This is a genomic window from Nocardia sp. NPDC050175 (assembly GCF_044459885.1).
Lineage (GTDB): Bacteria > Actinomycetota > Actinomycetes > Mycobacteriales > Mycobacteriaceae > Nocardia.
Genome location: NZ_JBITJI010000016.1, coordinates 112,252 through 129,764, shown reverse-complemented (window position 1 = coordinate 129,764; position 17,513 = coordinate 112,252). Strand labels below are relative to the sequence as shown.

General features: G+C 65.0%; 16 protein-coding genes and 1 pseudogene. 7 read left to right on the top strand and 10 right to left on the bottom strand.

Translation table 11 applies throughout. The annotated features are described in order from the left end of the window. Positions 1-477 precede the first annotated feature (477 nt). Positions 478-1,134 (top strand): AraC family transcriptional regulator, encoded by a 657-nt coding sequence (locus tag ACIBK2_RS39160; protein ID WP_396975158.1) that lies wholly within the window; start codon positions 478-480, stop codon positions 1,132-1,134. A 1-nt stretch (position 1,135) separates the two neighbouring features. On the opposite strand, the gene ACIBK2_RS39155 is transcribed toward ACIBK2_RS39160, so the two are convergent. Then, on the bottom strand, positions 1,136-2,356 hold the full coding sequence (locus ACIBK2_RS39155) for a cytochrome P450 (protein WP_396975156.1): 1,221 nt from the start codon (positions 2,354-2,356) through the stop codon (positions 1,136-1,138). Positions 2,357-2,579: 223 nt separating this feature from the next. Here ACIBK2_RS39155 and ACIBK2_RS39150 point away from each other — a divergent pair, with 223 nt between their 5' ends. Next, positions 2,580-3,563, top strand: coding sequence for a helix-turn-helix domain-containing protein (locus ACIBK2_RS39150; RefSeq protein WP_396975155.1), 984 nt, complete (start codon positions 2,580-2,582; stop codon positions 3,561-3,563). Here ACIBK2_RS39150 and ACIBK2_RS39145 read toward each other — a convergent pair. From ACIBK2_RS39145 to ACIBK2_RS39135, 3 genes and pseudogenes are all read right to left on the bottom strand, one after another. After that, on the bottom strand, positions 3,540-4,382 hold the full coding sequence (locus ACIBK2_RS39145; protein ID WP_396975154.1) for a hypothetical protein: 843 nt from the start codon (positions 4,380-4,382) through the stop codon (positions 3,540-3,542). The two genes, ACIBK2_RS39150 and ACIBK2_RS39145, sit on opposite strands and share 24 nt — an antisense overlap. 82 nt (positions 4,383-4,464) lie before the next feature. After that, a pseudogene (locus ACIBK2_RS39140) lies at positions 4,465-5,383 on the bottom strand (class I SAM-dependent methyltransferase). A 227-nt stretch (positions 5,384-5,610) separates the two neighbouring features. Continuing rightward, complete coding sequence (locus ACIBK2_RS39135) at positions 5,611-6,684, bottom strand: fatty acid desaturase family protein (protein WP_396975152.1); 1,074 nt, start codon at positions 6,682-6,684, stop codon at positions 5,611-5,613. A 351-nt stretch (positions 6,685-7,035) separates the two neighbouring features. Between ACIBK2_RS39135 and ACIBK2_RS39130 the strand changes: the two genes are divergently transcribed. After that, a complete protein-coding gene (locus ACIBK2_RS39130) occupies positions 7,036-7,878 on the top strand; it encodes a helix-turn-helix domain-containing protein (RefSeq protein ID WP_396975150.1) in 843 nt (280 codons plus the stop codon). Between the two features lie 72 nt (positions 7,879-7,950). Continuing rightward, a complete protein-coding gene (locus ACIBK2_RS39125) occupies positions 7,951-8,559 on the top strand; it encodes a dihydrofolate reductase family protein (protein WP_396975148.1) in 609 nt (202 codons plus the stop codon). Positions 8,560-8,580: 21 nt separating this feature from the next. On the opposite strand, the gene ACIBK2_RS39120 is transcribed toward ACIBK2_RS39125, so the two are convergent. Then, entirely contained in the window at positions 8,581-9,537 is a 957-nt protein-coding gene (locus ACIBK2_RS39120; RefSeq protein ID WP_396975146.1) for an undecaprenyl-diphosphate phosphatase, read from the bottom strand. Positions 9,538-9,717: 180 nt separating this feature from the next. Between ACIBK2_RS39120 and ACIBK2_RS39115 the strand changes: the two genes are divergently transcribed. Both ACIBK2_RS39115 and thrS read left to right on the top strand, forming a co-directional pair. Beyond that, entirely contained in the window at positions 9,718-10,302 is a 585-nt protein-coding gene (locus ACIBK2_RS39115) for a hypothetical protein (RefSeq protein WP_396975145.1), read from the top strand. Between the two features lie 138 nt (positions 10,303-10,440). Beyond that, entirely contained in the window at positions 10,441-11,712 is a 1,272-nt protein-coding gene (gene thrS, locus ACIBK2_RS39110) for a threonine--tRNA ligase (RefSeq protein WP_396975143.1), read from the top strand. A gap of 40 nt (positions 11,713-11,752) precedes the next feature. On the opposite strand, the gene ACIBK2_RS39105 is transcribed toward thrS, so the two are convergent. The 3 genes from ACIBK2_RS39105 to ACIBK2_RS39095 all read right to left on the bottom strand — a co-directional run bounded on the left by ACIBK2_RS39105 (position 11,753) and on the right by ACIBK2_RS39095 (position 14,866). Continuing rightward, on the bottom strand, positions 11,753-12,277 hold the full coding sequence (locus ACIBK2_RS39105; RefSeq protein WP_396975141.1) for a hypothetical protein: 525 nt from the start codon (positions 12,275-12,277) through the stop codon (positions 11,753-11,755). A gap of 174 nt (positions 12,278-12,451) precedes the next feature. Beyond that, entirely contained in the window at positions 12,452-13,903 is a 1,452-nt protein-coding gene (locus ACIBK2_RS39100; protein WP_396975139.1) for a peptidoglycan DD-metalloendopeptidase family protein, read from the bottom strand. Positions 13,904-14,389: 486 nt separating this feature from the next. Continuing rightward, a complete protein-coding gene (locus tag ACIBK2_RS39095; protein WP_396975138.1) occupies positions 14,390-14,866 on the bottom strand; it encodes a DUF3237 domain-containing protein in 477 nt (158 codons plus the stop codon). A 160-nt stretch (positions 14,867-15,026) separates the two neighbouring features. Here ACIBK2_RS39095 and ACIBK2_RS39090 point away from each other — a divergent pair, with 160 nt between their 5' ends. Continuing rightward, positions 15,027-15,617, top strand: a complete 591-nt coding sequence (locus ACIBK2_RS39090; protein WP_396975136.1) for a hypothetical protein — start codon at positions 15,027-15,029, stop codon at positions 15,615-15,617. 84 nt (positions 15,618-15,701) lie between these two features. Here the strand turns inward: ACIBK2_RS39090 and ACIBK2_RS39085 are convergent, their stop codons facing one another. Together ACIBK2_RS39085 and ACIBK2_RS39080 are read right to left on the bottom strand one after the other, a co-directional pair. Next, positions 15,702-16,241 carry a hypothetical protein gene (locus ACIBK2_RS39085; protein ID WP_396975135.1) on the bottom strand — a complete coding sequence of 180 codons (540 nt, stop codon included), beginning with the start codon at positions 16,239-16,241 and terminating at the stop codon, positions 15,702-15,704. 182 nt (positions 16,242-16,423) lie between these two features. Continuing rightward, on the bottom strand, positions 16,424-17,488 hold the full coding sequence (locus ACIBK2_RS39080; RefSeq protein ID WP_396975134.1) for an esterase/lipase family protein: 1,065 nt from the start codon (positions 17,486-17,488) through the stop codon (positions 16,424-16,426). Between the last annotated feature and the right edge of the window lie 25 nt (positions 17,489-17,513).

Below are 17,513 nucleotides of genomic sequence, written 5' to 3'. Positions count from 1 at the left end.
GCTGCGCCAGGAAAATTCGGTACGGATAGGCTCCCTGCCCTGGACGAACCGGCATTACCCCCACTGGTCATGGATTCCCCTCCCGGGTCCGTATACCGCCGATACGCCGCGCAGCCAAGAGCACAGACGGCTACGGCGCGCGTAATCCGGGATCGACTCCCACCCCAGCGTAACCAGCGGCACCGCCGACCCGGTTCCCCCCGATCGGGGGGTATCGCGCCGTGGTGCGGGGCGGACCATCGCGCGGTTTCACGACGTCCTTTCGCGTCGCGCCGGCACAAATGGGCGGGTTTCTGGCACGGAAAGTCGATCTATCGGTGGTCGCCGCCGGACAGATCGACAACAGTGGCTGGTATGAGTGCGCTGAGCCGCGGTCCACACCGCGCAGACCCGGGTACTCGGTCGCCGATCCTGAGCATCGATCGGAGCGGGACGCCGGCTCGCAGAACCATCGACTGGCATTCGCATGATGATGCGATGCTGTTGTGGTCCGCCACCGCGACCGTGACGATGAGTACCCCGGCGCGCGACTGGCTCGTGCCACCCGGCTACGGCCTCTGGGTACCGCCGCGGATCTTGCACGCGGAGAAGGCCTTACGGGCGGGCGAGCTCTGCATCGTGCATTTCGCGCCGGACCTCTGTCCGGTCCGCTGGTCCGAACCGATCGGCCTCGCGGTGGGACCCTTGCTGCGCGAACTCGTGCTGCACCTGCACGAAGCCGCGCCGGATGACCCGAGCCGGGTGCACGCCGAGCCGCTGGTCTTCGATCTCCTCACGCCGCTCCCCGTCAACGCTATCGACGTGTCCATGCCGACGGATCCGCGCGTGCGCACGATTGCCGAGCAGCTCATCGCCGACCCGAGCGACACCCGTGAGCTGGCATTCTGGGCACACCAGGTGCACGCCGGGGTACGCACCCTGTCCCGGCTGTTCGTCAACGAAACCGGCCTGACGTTCGCGCAATGGCGAACGCATGCCCGCATGCGGGCCGCCGCCGAGCACCTGGCCAATGGTCAATCCGTCAACGCCACCGCGCGGGCCGTCGGCTACCACAAGCCCAGCGCGTTCGTCGCCGCGTTCCGCCGATCGACCGGCCGAACGCCGGGCACCTATCTGTCGCCGAGCCTGCCGTGATTCAGGCGGTGCAGACCGGAAGTCGAGCATGTCCGTTGGAGATGAAACTGCGCACCGGCGCCAACTCGGCCGGGTCGACCGCCAGGCTGAGCTCGGGGAAACGCGTGAACAGGGCGGGCAGCGCGACCTGCGCCTCGAGCCGGGCCAGCGGCGCGCCGAGGCAATGGTGGGCACCGTGCCCGAAGGAGACATGCTGGTCTTTGCTGCTGCGGTGCACGTCGAAATCGTCGGCGGTGGGCCCGTGCACCTGGGGATCGCGACCGGCCGCGGCGTAGGAGGCGAGGATCGCGTCGCCCTTCGGAATGTGGAAGCCATCGATGTCGAGATCCTCGACCGCGAACCGCAGCGGCAGGTGCGCGAGCGGCGCCTGGTAGCGCAAGGTCTCCTCCACCACGTCGGCCCAGGTCGACCTTCCCGCCAGCACGTCGGTCCGCTGCCGCGGCTGGGTCAGCAGCGCGAAAATCGCTTGGTCGAGCAGGTTCACGGTGGTCTCGTGCCCGGCGCTGACGATCAGCATCAGGGTGTCGACGAGTTCCTTCTCGGTCAACCGGGTGCCGTCTTCGTCGTAGGTGGCGGTCAGCAAGCTGGTGATGTCGTCGCCGGGCTCGGCTCTGCGGTAAGCGACGAGTTCGCCGACCAGCCCGTACATTTCGCGGTAGTTCGCCTGCGGATCTTTGCGGGTGTCCGCGGTGTCGAAGAACCGGTCGACGCAGGCGTGCAGCGTAGGGGCCAGATGGTCTGGGACGCCTAACAATTCGCTGATCACCCGGATCGGCACCGGGTAGGCGAACCGCTGGCGCAGATCGACCACCGTGCCGGGCAGGATCGCCGCCAACTGGTCGAGCAGGTCGGCGGTGATCGCTTCGATCCGTGCGCGCAGCGCCATCGTCCGGCGGTGAGTGAACGCGGGGGACACCAGCTTTCGTAGTCGCCGGTGCTCGGGCCCGTAGGCGGTGAACATATTGTCGACGCCGACCCACGAGCGCAGCGGCCACTCCGCAGGGATCTCGCCAGCCTTGAATGCCGTCCAGTGCCGGCGCGCGTCCTTGGATACCCGGGAGTCGGTCAGCAGACGGCGCAGCACGGTGGCATCGGTCACCGACCACACCGGGACATCGCCGGGCAGCACGACCCGGGTGATCGGCCCGCGCCGGCGGATCCGGGCCGATTCGCCTTGGATGTCGACACCGGCGGTGTCCAGCACGATCGGTGCGGGTTCCATGTTAGTGGCCACTACCTGGCCGGAATTCTGCTGACTCACACGCTGCCTCGTCCTCGTGCGGATGCCACGATCGGCTGATCGGGTTACCTTCGAAGACTAGGAATATCGGCGCCGCGCACGAGTGAACCGCTGCGCCATCCCGGATAGAACTTTCGCGTCACCGGGGCGATACCGGGCGAGAGAATAGGCTCGGAGCAGCGAATACGGAATGGATCGGTAGGTGATGGAGAGCACTGGAGGGCAGGTGGCCTACTCGCACGGCGGGTTCTCACTGGACTCCACCGGCGCGGGCGCCGTTTCGCGCGGGTTCGATACCTTCCGGCACGGGTGGCAGACCCAGGTCGGCGGTGCCTTCCCGCTGCCGGCCTTCAGCCAGGCCACGACCGGTGATTTCCGGGTCAGGAGCCGCGTGGCGAAGGTGCGCGACGTGGCGATCACCGATCTCGACAGTGCGTCCGTGATCCGGACGGCGGGCACCCCGTACGGCTATGCGGATCAGGCCCGGATGTATGTGGTGCGGCGCGGCACCTGGACGTTGGGCGGCGCACCCGATCGCGCCGAACACACGGTGTCGGCCGGGCAGTTCCTGTTGCGGCACGGGCGGCCGTTGCATTTCGGGGCGGCGCCGCACACCACGGTGCAGATCATCACGCTGCCCGCCGCCGCGTTCGAGCCTCGGCTCCGAAACCAGAGCATCACCGCGTCGGCGGACTCGGCCGAGATGCGTCTGCTGCTGGCGCATACCAACATGGTGCACGCGACGGTCACCGACCTCGGCCCGGCCGGGGTAGTAGCCGCCCACGGGGCCCTGATCGAACTGGCCAAGGCCGTGGCGGCAGGTCGATTCGACGACACGGAACCCGGGCTTCGGCCCGCGCTCAACCGCGCGGCGAAGGGATTGGCGGATCGTCATCTCGCCGATCCCGAGCTGTCCCCGGCCATGCTGGCGCGGGAACTCAACGTCTCCGTGCGTACCTTGCAACGAGCGTTCACCGAGGCGGGTGAGTCGGTGTCCAGCTATATCCGTCACCGCAGGCTGGACGAGGCCAGGCGCGCACTCACCGCCCAGTCCCGGCTGCCGAGCGTCGCCGAACTCGCCGCGCACTGGCAGTTCTCCGACAGCAGTCACTTCATTCGCGCCTTCAAGAAACGCTACGGCCAGACGCCTTTCGAATACGCCCGCTCAGCGGGGACCACCGGGTCCTAAAGACCTGGCGGACAGCACACCTCGCGCTCCGCTGGCGTCGGCGATGCCCAAACATGTACTGCCGAGGAAGATCCCGAGTTCGTAGCGCACCGATTCGGCATCGAAAGAGCGGACGAGTACACCGATTTCGTAGTCGCCGGGATAGGTGACTTCGCCGAGGTAGTCGATTCGATACGACGACGGCGACAGGTCGGGTACCAGCCCCTCCTCGCCGATCGCCGCGGCCGTGAATGCCGCGACGGCCTCGTCGTACCAGGTGGCCAAGGCGAGGTAATTGACGTGCTGGTTGCCGTCGACGTCGCCGATTCGCGCGCGCAGCGGAGCGAAAAACGCGTAGTAGTCCCGATGTCGGCGCTCGGCGCCGGGACGGGATGCTGCCGTCTCGCTCGAATCCGGTAGGGACAGTTCGGTGAGATCCGCAATCAACTCGTCCGGCAGCGCGAGCGGCCCCGCTGGACCGAGATGCAGCACCGTGGCCTCGCCGCTGCCCACCCGCTTGCCACCCGCGAACGCAGCTTGCTGGTAAGTGAACGATGACCGCCCGATACGACGAATGCCGGTGTGCACCTGGGCGTCAGCGTCGGTGAGATGGGCGGGTGCCAGCTTTTCGACAGTTTGGCCGACGAGAATGATCTGGTGCGAACCGAACTCGCCGGCGTCGACGAGCCGCTCGAATTGGGGCATTTTCAGCCGTATCCGCGCGTCCTCCAGCCAGCGGGCCATGCCGATCGTGCTCACGGAGCCGTCTCGGCCGAGATCGGCCTGTCGCGCTCGGATGTCGCACTGGACCGGAAACCCGAGGTAACTGCTGGTATTCATGAAAAAACTGTAGGAAAGGCACCCGGGACACAATTGAACGACCGCGCCAACCGGGTGGAACAGCCACGCCAAATTCGCGCTCCTACTTCGTCGTCTCGTCGAGGACGCCGCTGACGTAGCGCACGTCACCCATGCACAGGTCGTCGTCTTGCAGTGGCCCAAGATTGTTGGCGGCGAACAGGTCTCGGACGCTGACTGCGTTCAGCGCCCAGCCGCAGCCCATCAGGTAGGGAGCCGCTTCGTTGCGCGCACCGAAATATCGCAGCTTTGTCATGTCGGGATCGAATCCATGTGCGCGCCAATTTTCGGAGATGTGGTCCAGGCGTTGCTTTGTCCTGTTCTCTTCGCCCGGTTGCGGGTTGGGCCTGCTTTCGGTGGCCACCCGGCTGCCCGGCGCGCTGAGTTCAGTGATGGTGTCCAGCAGGCGATCCTGCGCTTCGGGCGGCAGGTAGCCCAGCAGGCCTTCGGCGCTCCACGCGGTCGGCCGGGCCGGGTCGAAACCGGCGGCGCGCAGTGCGGCGGGCCAATCGTCGCGCAGATCGACCGCGGCCACTCTGCGGTCGGCGGTGGGTGCGGCGCCCAGCTCGGCCAGTGTGCGGGTCTTGAATGCGATGACCTGCGGCCGGTCGAGCTCATACACCACGGTCCTGGTTGGCCAGGGCAGTCGGTACGCACGGGAATCCAACCCGGCAGCGAGGATCACGGCCTGGGTAATGCCTGCGTTCGTCGCGTCGAGGAAGAACTCGTCGTAGAACTTGGTACGCACCACGCCTACGTCGATCGATACCTGCTCTACCAAGTCATTCGGGGGCAATTCGCCGGTCGCCAGCCGGGTGAGCAGGTCGATGCCGACCGCCCGGACGAGCGGTGCGGCGAACGGGTCATCGATGAGCGACTGATCCACGCGGGTCGCTATCGCGGACCGCCGCTGCCATGGTCGCGGTCGCGCCGACGCTGGACGCCAGGTCCCAGGTGTCGCCGTCGTACCTGGTGGAAGTCATGTGCCGCCTACCCTTCGTTGGACTCGCCTTCAGGAACGCCTCGATCCGCTCGGAAGTAACGCATATGACACTCGAATCCCGGTGAGCAGTAAGCATTTACACCACTCCGGAGCCTTCGATGGTGCGGGTCGTGCCGTTGAACATATCGGCTGGGCCCGACAACTTCGGCCAGGCCGTACGTCGGCGCGGACAGAACAGTCGCCGACATACGGCCTGCCTTGTGTTCATCAATTGTGTTGCGGCACGTCGGAATCCGGGTGCCGACCGGGAGTGCGCAGCGGTGCGCCGACGTGGTGCAGGTGTTTCAGCGCTTCGCGGTACGAGGAGATCAGCCCGGTTTCGTGGTAGGGCACACCGATTTCGGCGCAGTAGTCGCGGACGATGAGGCGAGCGTGCCGCAGGTTCGGCGTCGGCATGCTCGGGAACAGATGGTGCTCGATCTGATAGTTGAGCCCGCCGAGGGCGAAGTCGGTCAACAGACCACCCCGGACGTTGCGGGAGGTCAGCACCTGCCGTCGGAGGTAGTCGGGGCGGTCGTCGCCGGTCAAGGTCGGCATGCCCTTGTGGTTCGGGGCGAAGATGCAGCCCATGTACAGGCCGAAGAGGCCCTGGTGGACCGCGATGAACGCGAAGGCTTTGTCGGCGGGCAGCACCGCGAACAGTGCGACCAGATAGCTGGCGAAGTGGCCGAACAGCAGCGCACCCTCCCAGCCTCGGTGTTTGACCGACCGATTCCGGAGCGCACGGACACCGGCCAGATGCAGGTTCAGGCCCTCCAGCAACAGCAGGGGAAAGAACAGGAACGCTTGCGCCCGCCCGATGAGCCGAGCCAGACCGCGGCTGGATCGGGCCTGCCGTTGCGACCAGACCAGAATGTCGGGCGCGACATCGGGGTCGAGTTCCTCGTGATTCGGGTTGGCGTGATGGCGGGTGTGCTTGTCCTGCCACCAGCCGTAGCCGAGGCCGATGCCCGCGTTGCCGACAATCCGTCCCACCAGCTCCGTCGGCGGCCGGAGCCGGAAGACTTGGCGGTGTGCGACATCGTGCATGACGAGTGCGATTTGCGCGAACGTCACGGCCATGAACCCGGCGACCAGCAGCGTCCACCACGAATCGCCGATCAGCACGAATGCCGCCCAGCCCGCTGCGAACGCGAGGCCGACGAGGCTGAGCCGGACGGCGTAGTAAACGGGACGTCGATTCATCAACCCCGCCTCGGAGATCCGGCGCAAAAGTCGGGCGTAATCACCTTCAGCGCCGCGTCGCGGAGCTGACTTGGGGACCAGGGCAGGTGTCGTCATAAGAGCCTCCATCAGAGCTGAGTCGGAGACGCCACCTTCGTCCGTCGACGATGCCAGGCCGGTCGATGTTCGGACCGAGGCGCCGATCGCGATACCTCGAAGCTATCGGCCTGCTTCTCGTTACCTGTAATCCCTTGGTATGACATGGAATCGGACTGTGGAGTGAGATCGGAATTCCGCCGCGAGACCGGCTATCACCCAGCGTATCCAGCAGCGTCGGCGTGCGCGGTCGGATCTGCTATGAAGTAGCTATGAGCAGTCGGATCGAGGAGATCCATCAGTACCTCCGCACTCTGCGGGTACTCGACGAGAACGAGAGCTGAGCTTCGGGTGGAGCGGCACACTGGGGCCATGCACTACGTCGGCCGGGTGCCCGCTGCGCCGCTCGACCGATTCATCGATGACATCTATTGCTTGACCGGGGTGCCTCGGTACCGCCGGATGATCGTCCCGCCGATGCCGTCGGCGCACCTGTACATCAATCTGGGTGGACCAGCTCGGCTGTGGGATTCCGATCCTTCGGTGCCGTCGGCGACGTTCACCGACGGATGGTTCATGGGTGTCTGGACCAGGCGTTTCCTGTTCGAATACCCCGAGTGGGTGCGGCTTGTCGGGGTGCACTTCAAACCTTGGGGGATTTCGCCGTTCATCGATATGCCCGCGAGCGAGCTGCGGGACCGATGGGTGCCGGTCGACGCCGTCTGGCAACGGTCGGTGGACCGGATCCGCAATCAGGTCGGCGACCTCACCTCGGCCACCGACACGCTGCGGGTGGTGGAGCAGGAACTGCGCGCCCGACTTGCCGAGACACCGTCGCGCGGTCTCGATCTGGTCCAATACGCGGCCGGACGTTTGGCGACGTCGCACGGCGCGGTTCCGGTCAGCGCGCTGACCGATGCCGCCGGAGTCAGCGTCAATCAGCTGGCCGCGCAGTTCAAATCCCATGTCGGAGTCACCCCGAAGCGGGTAGCGCGGATCTACCGCTTCGCACAGCTGATCCTGTCCGTGGATGCCTCGCGGCCGGTCGACTGGGCGCAGGTCGCACACACGGCGGGCTACTTCGACCAGGCCCACTTCAGCAGGGAGTTCAAGGACTTCACCGGCCACACCCCGACGGAGTACCTGGCCCTGCGTCGCCGCTTCCCCGCCGACCAGGATTTCCCGCCCGACGGCGGCCCGATGCCCGCCGAGTGATTTTTTACAAGCCCCCATCGCCCGCGAGGCGACAAGATCGGAGCGAATACCCGAGCGACCCGAGGAGAACCAGTGGGCACAGTAATCATGCACAACGTGGTGTCAGTCGACGGCTTCATCGCCGACAAGAACGACGACGTCGGCTCACTCCACGATTGGTACTTCAACGGAGACACCCCGATCTCCGACCGCGACGAGGAGTTCGACCATTCCGGCGCGGGCAACGGCTTCAAAGCCTCGAAAGTATCGGCCGAGTACGTCTCATCGATCTGGGCAGCGATCGGCACAATCGTGATGGGCCGCAACCTGTTCGACCTCGTGAACGGCTGGGAAGGCCGCCCACCCGCAGGCGACCACGTAGTAGTGGTATCCCACCGCCCCAAGCCCGAAGGCTGGCACCCCGAAGCCTCCTACCATTTCGTCGACGACGTGACCGCCGCCATCGCCAAGGCCAAAGAACTCGCGGGCGACCGAACAGTAGCCGTCAACGCAGGCGAGGTAGGCGGCCAAATCCTCGCCGCCGGCCTCATAGACGAGGTAGCAATGGACGTAGTCCCAGTCGTATTCGGCTCAGGAAAACGCTATTTCGGCAGCATCGATGAACAACACCTCCTGGAGGACCCCCACGTAGTAATCCAGGGCAAGGGAGTCCTCCACCTGAAGTTCAGGGTCCGCCGCTAAGTCCTTGTCGAGCAAAGTATTTCAACTGAAGTGGGCGATGGAGAGTAGGCCGGCGATTATGCAGTAGGTGGCGAAGGGGAGGAGGGTGCGGGTTTGGAAGTAGCGTTCGAGGAAGCGGACGGCCAGCCAGGAGGAGAGGCCGGAGATGATGGCGCCGAAGAGGATTGGGCCTCGGATGCCGTGGGTTTCTGGGCCGATTAGTTCTGGTAGTTCGAGTAGGCCTGCGCCGAGGATGGCGGGGGTGGCGAGGAGGAAGGCGAATTTGGCGGCGTGATCGTTTTCCAGGCCGCGCCACAGGCCGCCGACCATGGTGAGTCCTGCTCGGCTGAAGCCGGTTACCAGGGCGCCGGCTTGGGCGAAGCCGATGCCGATGGCGTCGCGGATGTCGAGGGCGGCCAGTTGGCGGTCGGATTGACGGCGGGGTGGGGCTTCTAGGGTGAGAAGTGTTGTGCGGGTTTGTTGTCGGGCGAATCGGCGGCCGTATTCGGCGAGGGTTGGTTCGTTGCGGCGGCGTAGGCCCTCGCCGATGATCAGGACGACACCGTTCAGCACCAGGAAGACGCTGGCGCAGATGGGGGCCGCGAACAGCTCGTGTAGTGGGTGTTCGAGCAATGGTCCGAGGATGGCGACGGGGAGGGTGGCGATCACGATCAGCAGTGCCATCCGCTGGGCGACGGTGTCGAGGCGTCTGGTTCGCACCATGGTGACGAGACCGGCGACGATGCCGCACCAGGTGCGCCAGTAGTAGCCGATCAGTGCGAGCGCGGTCGCCACGTGCAGGGCCACCACGAAGGCTAGATACGGTGTGCCCGTGCCGGATTCGCCCGGACTGACCAGTTTTTGCCAGCTGCCGCCGAGCCAGGCGGCAACCAGCACGGAATGCCCGAGGCTGGAGACGGGGAACAGTTCGGTGACACCCTGCACCACACCGATGACAGCCGCTTGAAAGTAGGTGAGCATCGCGAACGAGTTTCGCATGCACCCAAGGGGAACTCCACAGGGGCCCGCACATCGACCGATATGCCCGAATCGGCTGTCTCCCAGTAACTTTCGTCCGATTCGGGCACTCGTAATCGATCATGAAACCCAGCGAATCGACGCGTCGCGCTTGTCCCTTTTGTCCGATGACACGCGGTCCGCGCCAGCGTACTGGATCATATGTCCGTGGACTTAGCACAAATCAGTACCCGCACAGATGAACTCGCCGCGACATTCAGCGTGCCGGCCCTGCACGTCGAGCACGGGAAGGTACCGGCGTGGAATCCGGACGGAGTGCTGCTGCGGTACCGGAAGCGGAAGCCGATCCTCGTGATCGGTACCGTCTTCGACAAGCTCACGCCGGCCGAGCAGGATGGCACGCTCGCGAGTGTCGTGGTGCTCCAGCACCTTCTCGCGACTGGTGTGTACAAGTTCTGGGCAGCGTTCGGGCTTGTCGTGGTGGCGTTGGAGCTGGTACTCGGGTACTTCGTGGGCAAACACGACATGCCGACGTGGCAGTTCGCCCTGCTGGTCCTGGTGGAGTTCGTTGTCTGCTTTTTCGTGCTGCAGGTGGTACGGCTCCGCCGCATCGTCTTCCGGCTGGACCGCCGGCGGGCGGAGGTGCTCGGTCGGCCGCACATGGACATGATGCTCGACCGCGACAGCCGTCAGCGGTCTGAATTCAGGGGCTTCATCGGCGCCTACCTGAGGCTGGTCACGCCCCGCGAAGCCCGGCGAGCGAAGCGCCTGGACGCCACCTCCTGAGGAGCGGGTCGCGTATTTTCGGTTGTCCCACGAAACGTCCCGGGTGTAACGTCCCCGGCATGCAGCGCGCTCAGTCCACCACGACGCCGGACGACGTCCCGGCGCGCTGAATCCTGTTCTGCGAAAAGCCCCGGGCGGATGCCCGGGGCTTTTCGCTGTGGTCATCCGTCCCTCGACTACGAGGAGACCTCCATGTATGACCACCGAAAGCTCGGCCGGGAACTCGGCTTGTTCGACACCGACCCGTTGATCGGAGCCGGGCTCCCGTACTGGCTGCCCGACGGCGCGGTCGTGCGCCACAGTCTCGAGGAATACATCCGCACCGCAGAACGACAGGCGGGCTATCAGCACGTCTACTCTCCGGTGCTCGGAAAACGTGAACTGTACGAAATCTCCGGACACTGGGCGCATTACAACGACGACATGTACCCACCGATGGACATCGGCAGCGAGCAGGTGGTGCTGCGCCCGAGTCTGTGCCCGCACCATGCGGTGATTTATCGGTCCCGCGCGCACAGCTACCGCGAACTTCCATTGCGGATGGCCGAACTCGGCGGGATGTACCGCTCTGAATTGTCCGGAGTCCTAGGCGGTTTGACCCGAGTGCGGTGCATCCAACTCAACGATGCCCACATCTTTTGCACCCTCGACCAGGTCGCCGACGAGGCCGCCAGTGCGCTGGCACTGATCGGCTCCGCGTATCGGGCCATGGGTATCGTCGGTGCCCGCTACCGACTGTCACTGCCCGGCGCGAGCGGCAAATACGTTGCGGCACCGGACATGTGGCAACGGGCAAGCAAGATTCTGAGCGAGGTACTCGACCGATCCGGAGTGCCCTACGAGGCGATCGAGGGCGAGGCCGCGTTCTACGGACCGAAGATCGACGTCCAGGTGACCGATCACGCGGGCCGCGAATCGACCCTGTCCACCGTGCAGGTCGACTTCTATCAACCCGAACAGTTCGACCTGCACTACACCGGCGCCGACGGCGCCAAGCATCGTCCGGTCATGGTGCACCGCAGCATCATCGGCAGCGTCGAGCGCGCGATCGCCCAGCTGATCGAACAGCACGGCGGCGCCTTCCCTGCCTGGCTGGCCCCGGTTCAGGTGGCAGTGCTGCCGATCTCCGATGCCGAGCAACCGGCCGCCGCGGCGCTTCGAGACCGATGCCTGCGCGCGGGGCCGCGTGCACAGGTCATCGATGCGGCGTTAGGAAGCCTGGGGGCGCGGATACGGGAAACCCGGCTGGTGCCATATCAATTCATCCTCGGCCCGGCCGAAATCGCGAGCGGAGAGGTAGCGGTACGGCTACGAGATGGACGTCGTTTACCTGCCCAAGCCGCGGAACACGCGGTCGCGCGAATTCGCGCATTGATCGAGAGCAACGACGCCCGTTTGTGGACTGACTGAGCCCCGTCGGCCCGGACTGCCCTGACCCGGCTCAGCTAGCTCATTGGACGAGGGTCCAAGGGGCCGGGGCAGCGGCGGGTCCGCCGCCGGGAAAGGTCTGGTCTGTTTCGCACGACAGGGTGACGACGGACGCGATTGTGGCATTGAGCAGGTATCCGTCGGCAGGATAGGCCTGAGTTGCGAAGACCCCGTTGGAGAGTGGCGGCTTTCGGCTCGGCGGCCATCCGATGGTGTTCCACGCGGACTCGATGTCGTCCACCAGCGACTGGGATGAGTCGCCCAGCAGTTTGTAGCTGATCCCGTAGTACTCGGCGCGTGGGAAAAAGGCACTGCCGGTTCCCGTTGGTAGCACGCTGCCGGGTGATGTCGGCCGGCCTGCGTCCGGTTGCGCCTCGAGGTAGGTGCCCTCGGGCATGGCCCGGATGGTCTGCAGCAGGTAATCGATGCAGGCGTCCTGGGCTTGCTGTGCGTTGACGGGCGGAGCGGCTTGTGTCGGTGCCGCGAATGCGGCGACCGCTAGCAAAGCTCCTATGCCTGGTAGAGCTCGGATGACGAGATTCTGCATGCAACTCACATCCTAAAATCCAGATTACCGAAAGTTTGCTGAGGCCGACTGTAGCACCTCTCCGCATCGTTGGGCTTGTTCGCCTACGGATCGTTTCGATAAAGAACCGGTTCGGTGGAGGCCGGACGCCTCCACCGAACCGGTCGGATCAGCCGTTCGGCCGCGGCTCATCCGTCATTCTGTCCACCAGCTGTCCGTCCAATCGCCGTCGGCCCAATCGCCAGGCCATTCATCTTCGGTCCAACCATCGTCAGGCATTTCTTCGTCCGTTTCTTCGCTGTTCGGCTTGCCGCCGTCCGTCCCGCGGGGCGGCTTCGGCGTTTCGTTCTGCTGGCAGGCGGGCGCTACCGGTCCATTGCTTCCGGTTTCGAGGAAGCCGTCGCTGACCCACTTGCCGTTGTCGAGTTTGTTCCACAGATCGGTGGCGCCCCACTTGCCGTTGAGCCGCTCACCACGGGCCGTGCAGGTGATCGTCACGACGTCGCCGTTGCGGACCGTGCCGACGACCGAATTCCGCGTGCCAGGACCGGATCTCAGGTTGACGTTCCGATTGCGGTCGGGATAGGGGCGAACGGTGCCCTTGGCCAGCGTCGGATTGGGTTTGGGGTCGGTCGGTTTCGGGTTCGTGGGAGGTTTCGGATCGGTCGGCTTGGGGTTCGTCGGCGGCTTGGGATCGGTCGGCTTGGGGTTCGTCGGTGGCTTCGGGTCCGTCGGCTTGGGATTGGTCGGCGGTTTCGGGTCCGTCGGGGTGGGCGGCGTATTGTCCCCGCCGCCGAAGTTGGTCAACCTGCCGCCGGTGCGCACCTGCTGACCCTCGTGCTCGGCGTAGCCGCCGTAGGCCTCGGGACCTTCGTGGAAGGTCCAGCCGCCGAGCGTCACACCGTTGACGGGCACCGGCTGCGAGCCCTTGTAGAGCGACATGTGCACATGCGCCCCGCTGGCGAACCCGCCGCACGGCAGCTGGGTACCGGTGTGGCCCAGGTAAGTACCCGCCGCGATCTCGGTGCCGTCGGCGGCGCCGATGATGTCGGTCATGTGGTAATAGGAGGTGGTGTAACCGTTGTTGTGCACGATCTTCACCTCGGCGCTGCCATTGCGCACGCAGGTCTTGTAGACCCGGCCCGCCGCGGGAGCCATCACGCGGCCGTCACCGCCGTTGAAGTCCACCGAGTTGTACGGTCGGCTCTCGCCGCTGATGCCGTGCGGTCCGCCACCCATGAACCAGGCTTGACCCTGTTTCCACGGCAGGGACAGCGCGGTGTTCGCCGAACGTGGTTGCGGCGCAGTCAAAGCCGCCTTCTCGCCGCCGCTCACCACCGATTCCGGGGCCTCGCTGACCATGCTGCCGAACTCGGGCGTGCCTTCCAGCGCGACCGACCACTCGCCCTCGTCGTCGAGTTTCGCGACATATAGCGTGGATTTCGGCGTTTCCTCGCTCTCCGTGTCCTGCGGCACGGTCGCGGCGCCGAAGACCCATTCGCCGTCGCTGCGGATGCGGTCGATGACCGGGGGCTTGTCGCTGGTCGCGGACTTAGGGGTTGGTTGAGTCGCGAGGGTGTCGGTGATCGCGTCGTCCAGGCCGTCCGCGGTGGGTTCCGCGCTGACCGGGCCGATGGTGACGGTCAAGCCGATGACGGTCGCGAGGACGAGCGTGGTGGCTGCACTGGGGAATATCCAACGTCGGGCACGGCGTGGATTGATCGATCTCAAGATGAGGCAACTTTCTCCGTCGGTCGTGATAATCGTCTATCGAGGGCCGAAACGGCCACCGGAAGCGGGCTTCGGCATATAACGTATCGGTCACGCTTGCCGGTTCGGATTCCCACTTCCCAGCCGAAAGTGTAGGCTAGGCGATTAGCGAATGACGGATAGGTTAGCCATTCTATAAACAGAGTTAAGCCAGGGATTCAATAATGACGAATCCCTGGCTTTGATATCTTCTGCGCATAATAGAAATTATGCGGTCATGCGTGGATCGCGTTGCGCGTGCCGGCGGGTCGAGCACGGTCCGCCGCCCCCGAGGGCTCCCCTCCCGCCTGCGCCGCCGCGCTGACCCTCGGTTGGCACGGCCTGTAAAGGTGTGTACGAATTCGGCATCTATATCGTCGATTTCTAGAGAACCTGAGAAACTTTATAAGCAACCCCACCTTCGATCAGATATCCCGATCCAACGCACACGATATCGTTCAACCAAGCGTATTTATCTGACCCGGTTTCAAATAGAGGTGCGGTTCGAAAGTAATAGCGCGCTGGGTCGATCCGACGACTTTCGACGGGATCGACGATATCGGTCTGAAGTTCGGGTGGGACAATCCACCGTCCCCCGTATGACATATGGATCAATGCGTCGTCGTGCGTGCGGAGGGTGAGCCGGACATCTACCGTCATCCCCCGGTCGGGACGAAACAACGTCCAGTCGCCGCCACCTGGCACCACTTCGCCGTGCAGTTTCGGTCCCGCGAACGACCCGCTCGCCGCGCCGAAAAGAATCCGCCGACCGTACGGGCCGACGCCCATGTCCAGCGGCGGGTTCAAGTCGACGACGACGTCGAACAGATGCGTCGTCCGAACCTCGCCGACATCGCGCACTCGCGGATCTCTTGTTGTGTCTTGGCCTGTATCTGTAGTCACCAGTTAAACATACGGCCGTACGTATGCATGGTCAAGGGTGGATCGAGATGCCGCCGAGATCACTCGAGTACGTGTTGGGCATTGGTCTTTTCATGGCCTCGCGCGATAACTTGATCAGGTGATCAGCAATTCGGTACCCACGACGGCGGGAGCATGGCGGGCGGGTGACGGCGCCGCGGTGTCGTTGCGGGAGGCGACGGTGGCCTGGGCGCTGGCCGCGCACGGGGAGCTGTCCGAGATCGCCACGGGGTACGGGCATTTCATCACGGTGGAAGAGCTGGCCGAGCGGGTGCAGGAGGTGTCCGGCGTGCACACCGGGGCGCCGACCCGCACCTGGATGGATGCCATCCTGCGCAAGATCGCGCGCCGCTGCCACAAGGCCGGGGAGCCGCCGCTCACCGCGCTCTGCGTGCGGGAGAACCACACGGTCGGCGACACCTACAAGTACGTGCTCGAACTCGCCGGGCTGCCGATCCCGGCCGACCTCGAACTGCACGCCGCCTACGCCCGCTGGCAGTGCTACGAATTCCACGGTGCCGCAATGCCCGCCGACATGGCGGTCCCGCCGCTCACGCCCAAGGTGGCCGGGCGCCGCGCGCCGAGCGTTGTCGCGCAGGTCGAAATCAAGCCGCAGCCGACCCGTCCGGCGGTGTGTTCCCAGTGCTTTATTCAATTGCCCGCCAACGGAACCTGCGAATACTGCGTTTAGCGGTCGCGCATGAAAAGGCCCGCGCTCGGCATGAGCGCGGGCCTTTCGTTTCCTCATCTCTCGTGGGGCTTCGTCACCCGTGGATCACGAAACCGCGCCGATGAATCCGCCGATGGCCGCACCGATGGCGCAGCCGAAGATGGCGCCGACCAAGAAGAACCAGATTCCGATCAGAATGCCGACCAGGCAGCCGACGAACGCGCCCGCGAGGATCGCGCCGCCACCGCCGACGGTGTGCACGAACGGCAGGTCCTGCGAGCTGGTCGCGGCGACCGTCGGGCCACCCACCGGAGTGAGGGTCAGCGCGGTATCACTGGTCAATGCCGGTGTGACGGACATGGTTTGGCCCGTCTCGGCCCGCAGTGTCGTGGGGATCGCGCCGATGACGGCACCGTCGTCCGCGACCACCTGAACCGCATCCGGCGTCAGGACGAATCTGCCGGCGGCCAAGGTGACCAGGGCTTGTGAATGATCGGCCGCGAGCGTCGTCGTGTAGCCGACCGAGCCGTCCATTCCGCTGACGCTGATATCGGCCAATTCCGCTTCGCCGTGTGCCGTCGCCATCGTGATTCCGGTGGCCGCTATGGCGAATATCGCGGTCGCCACCAACTTCTTGATAAACATGGTCTTTCCAATCCGTGCGGGTTTCCTTTGACGTTCCCCCGACAAACGGCACCGGACGTAAAGATCATGATGCGCTGGTGGGTGATACCTGTCTATTGGGCGTTTCCCCTGCTCAAAGCATATTTTTGGTTTGGTTTCGACCCCTCGCGTTGGGGGTGGTCGCAGCGGCCGCCCACAGCAGGTCAGGGTGACTGATTCGGCTGTTCGGCACTGGGCACGGGGCATGGATCGCCGGCGAAAGGCAGGCCGAGCGCTCGATGCACCAGGTAACCAACAGCGGGGGAATCCGGCAAGATGCCGTGGTGAAACGTGTCGGTGGGGCATAGGTCTTGCACCCATAGATTCTCGACGGTGGCATCGCGCCCCGCACGCAGGAAGGTCGCCTCGGGCGGCGTGACGACGTGATCGACGCGGGTCGCGATCGCCGTGTACTGCACGCCGGGTTCGGTATCCCCGCCCGCGTTGAGGGTGCGGATGAATTCGCTACCCGTCAACTGTTGCGCCGCCGAAGTGCCCAGCACCCTGGCGATCACGCCGTCCGAAATCCCGGACGCGCTCCCCGAAGGCAGGAGAAAGCCGAGTCCATCGGCCGTGGTGCCGTGGTTGGTCCCGGCAATAGTGACGAGGTGATCGACCTTGTTGCGGCTCGGATCGCCGCGATTGGCACCCCCGTCGAACCGCAGATACTGCCGCGTCAGCGGCGCGCCCTGCGAATGCGCGACGATATCGACCTTCGCCGCACCCGTGACGCCGCGCACCCGCTCGATGAACGCCGCCAGCTCTTTGGCGGACGCGCGAATATCCGCAGTGCCGAACACCCCGGGAGCCGCACCGCGAACACTGAACGGCGCATGCCCGTAATTGAGCGAAAATACGCACACCCCCAGCGCTTTCAACTCCGGAGCCAACGTATCCCAGGAGTTCTGATTGCCCCACGTCCCATGCACGAGCACCACCGGTTCCGGCCGTTTCGCATTCGGAACGCACGTCCAATCATTGGCCCCCGCCGGCGCGACGCTGCCGTCCTCGACGACCTCCGCGAAAGCGGGCACGGCCGCAACCATTCCCGAGACCGCCAGCGCCACGGTCAGGCTGATTCCCCAGCGATACCGACGTGGTTCACCCGCACGCATCGAGACACAGCTCCCTTCGCCGGCCAAACAGCTCTGCGCGGCAAATCGGATGCCAATCCCGTCACCAGGTGTCGTTGGCTCATAGAACCATTGGAGCGAATCGGTGGCAAACATGTTGCCGGAGTGGCGGGAAAGGTAT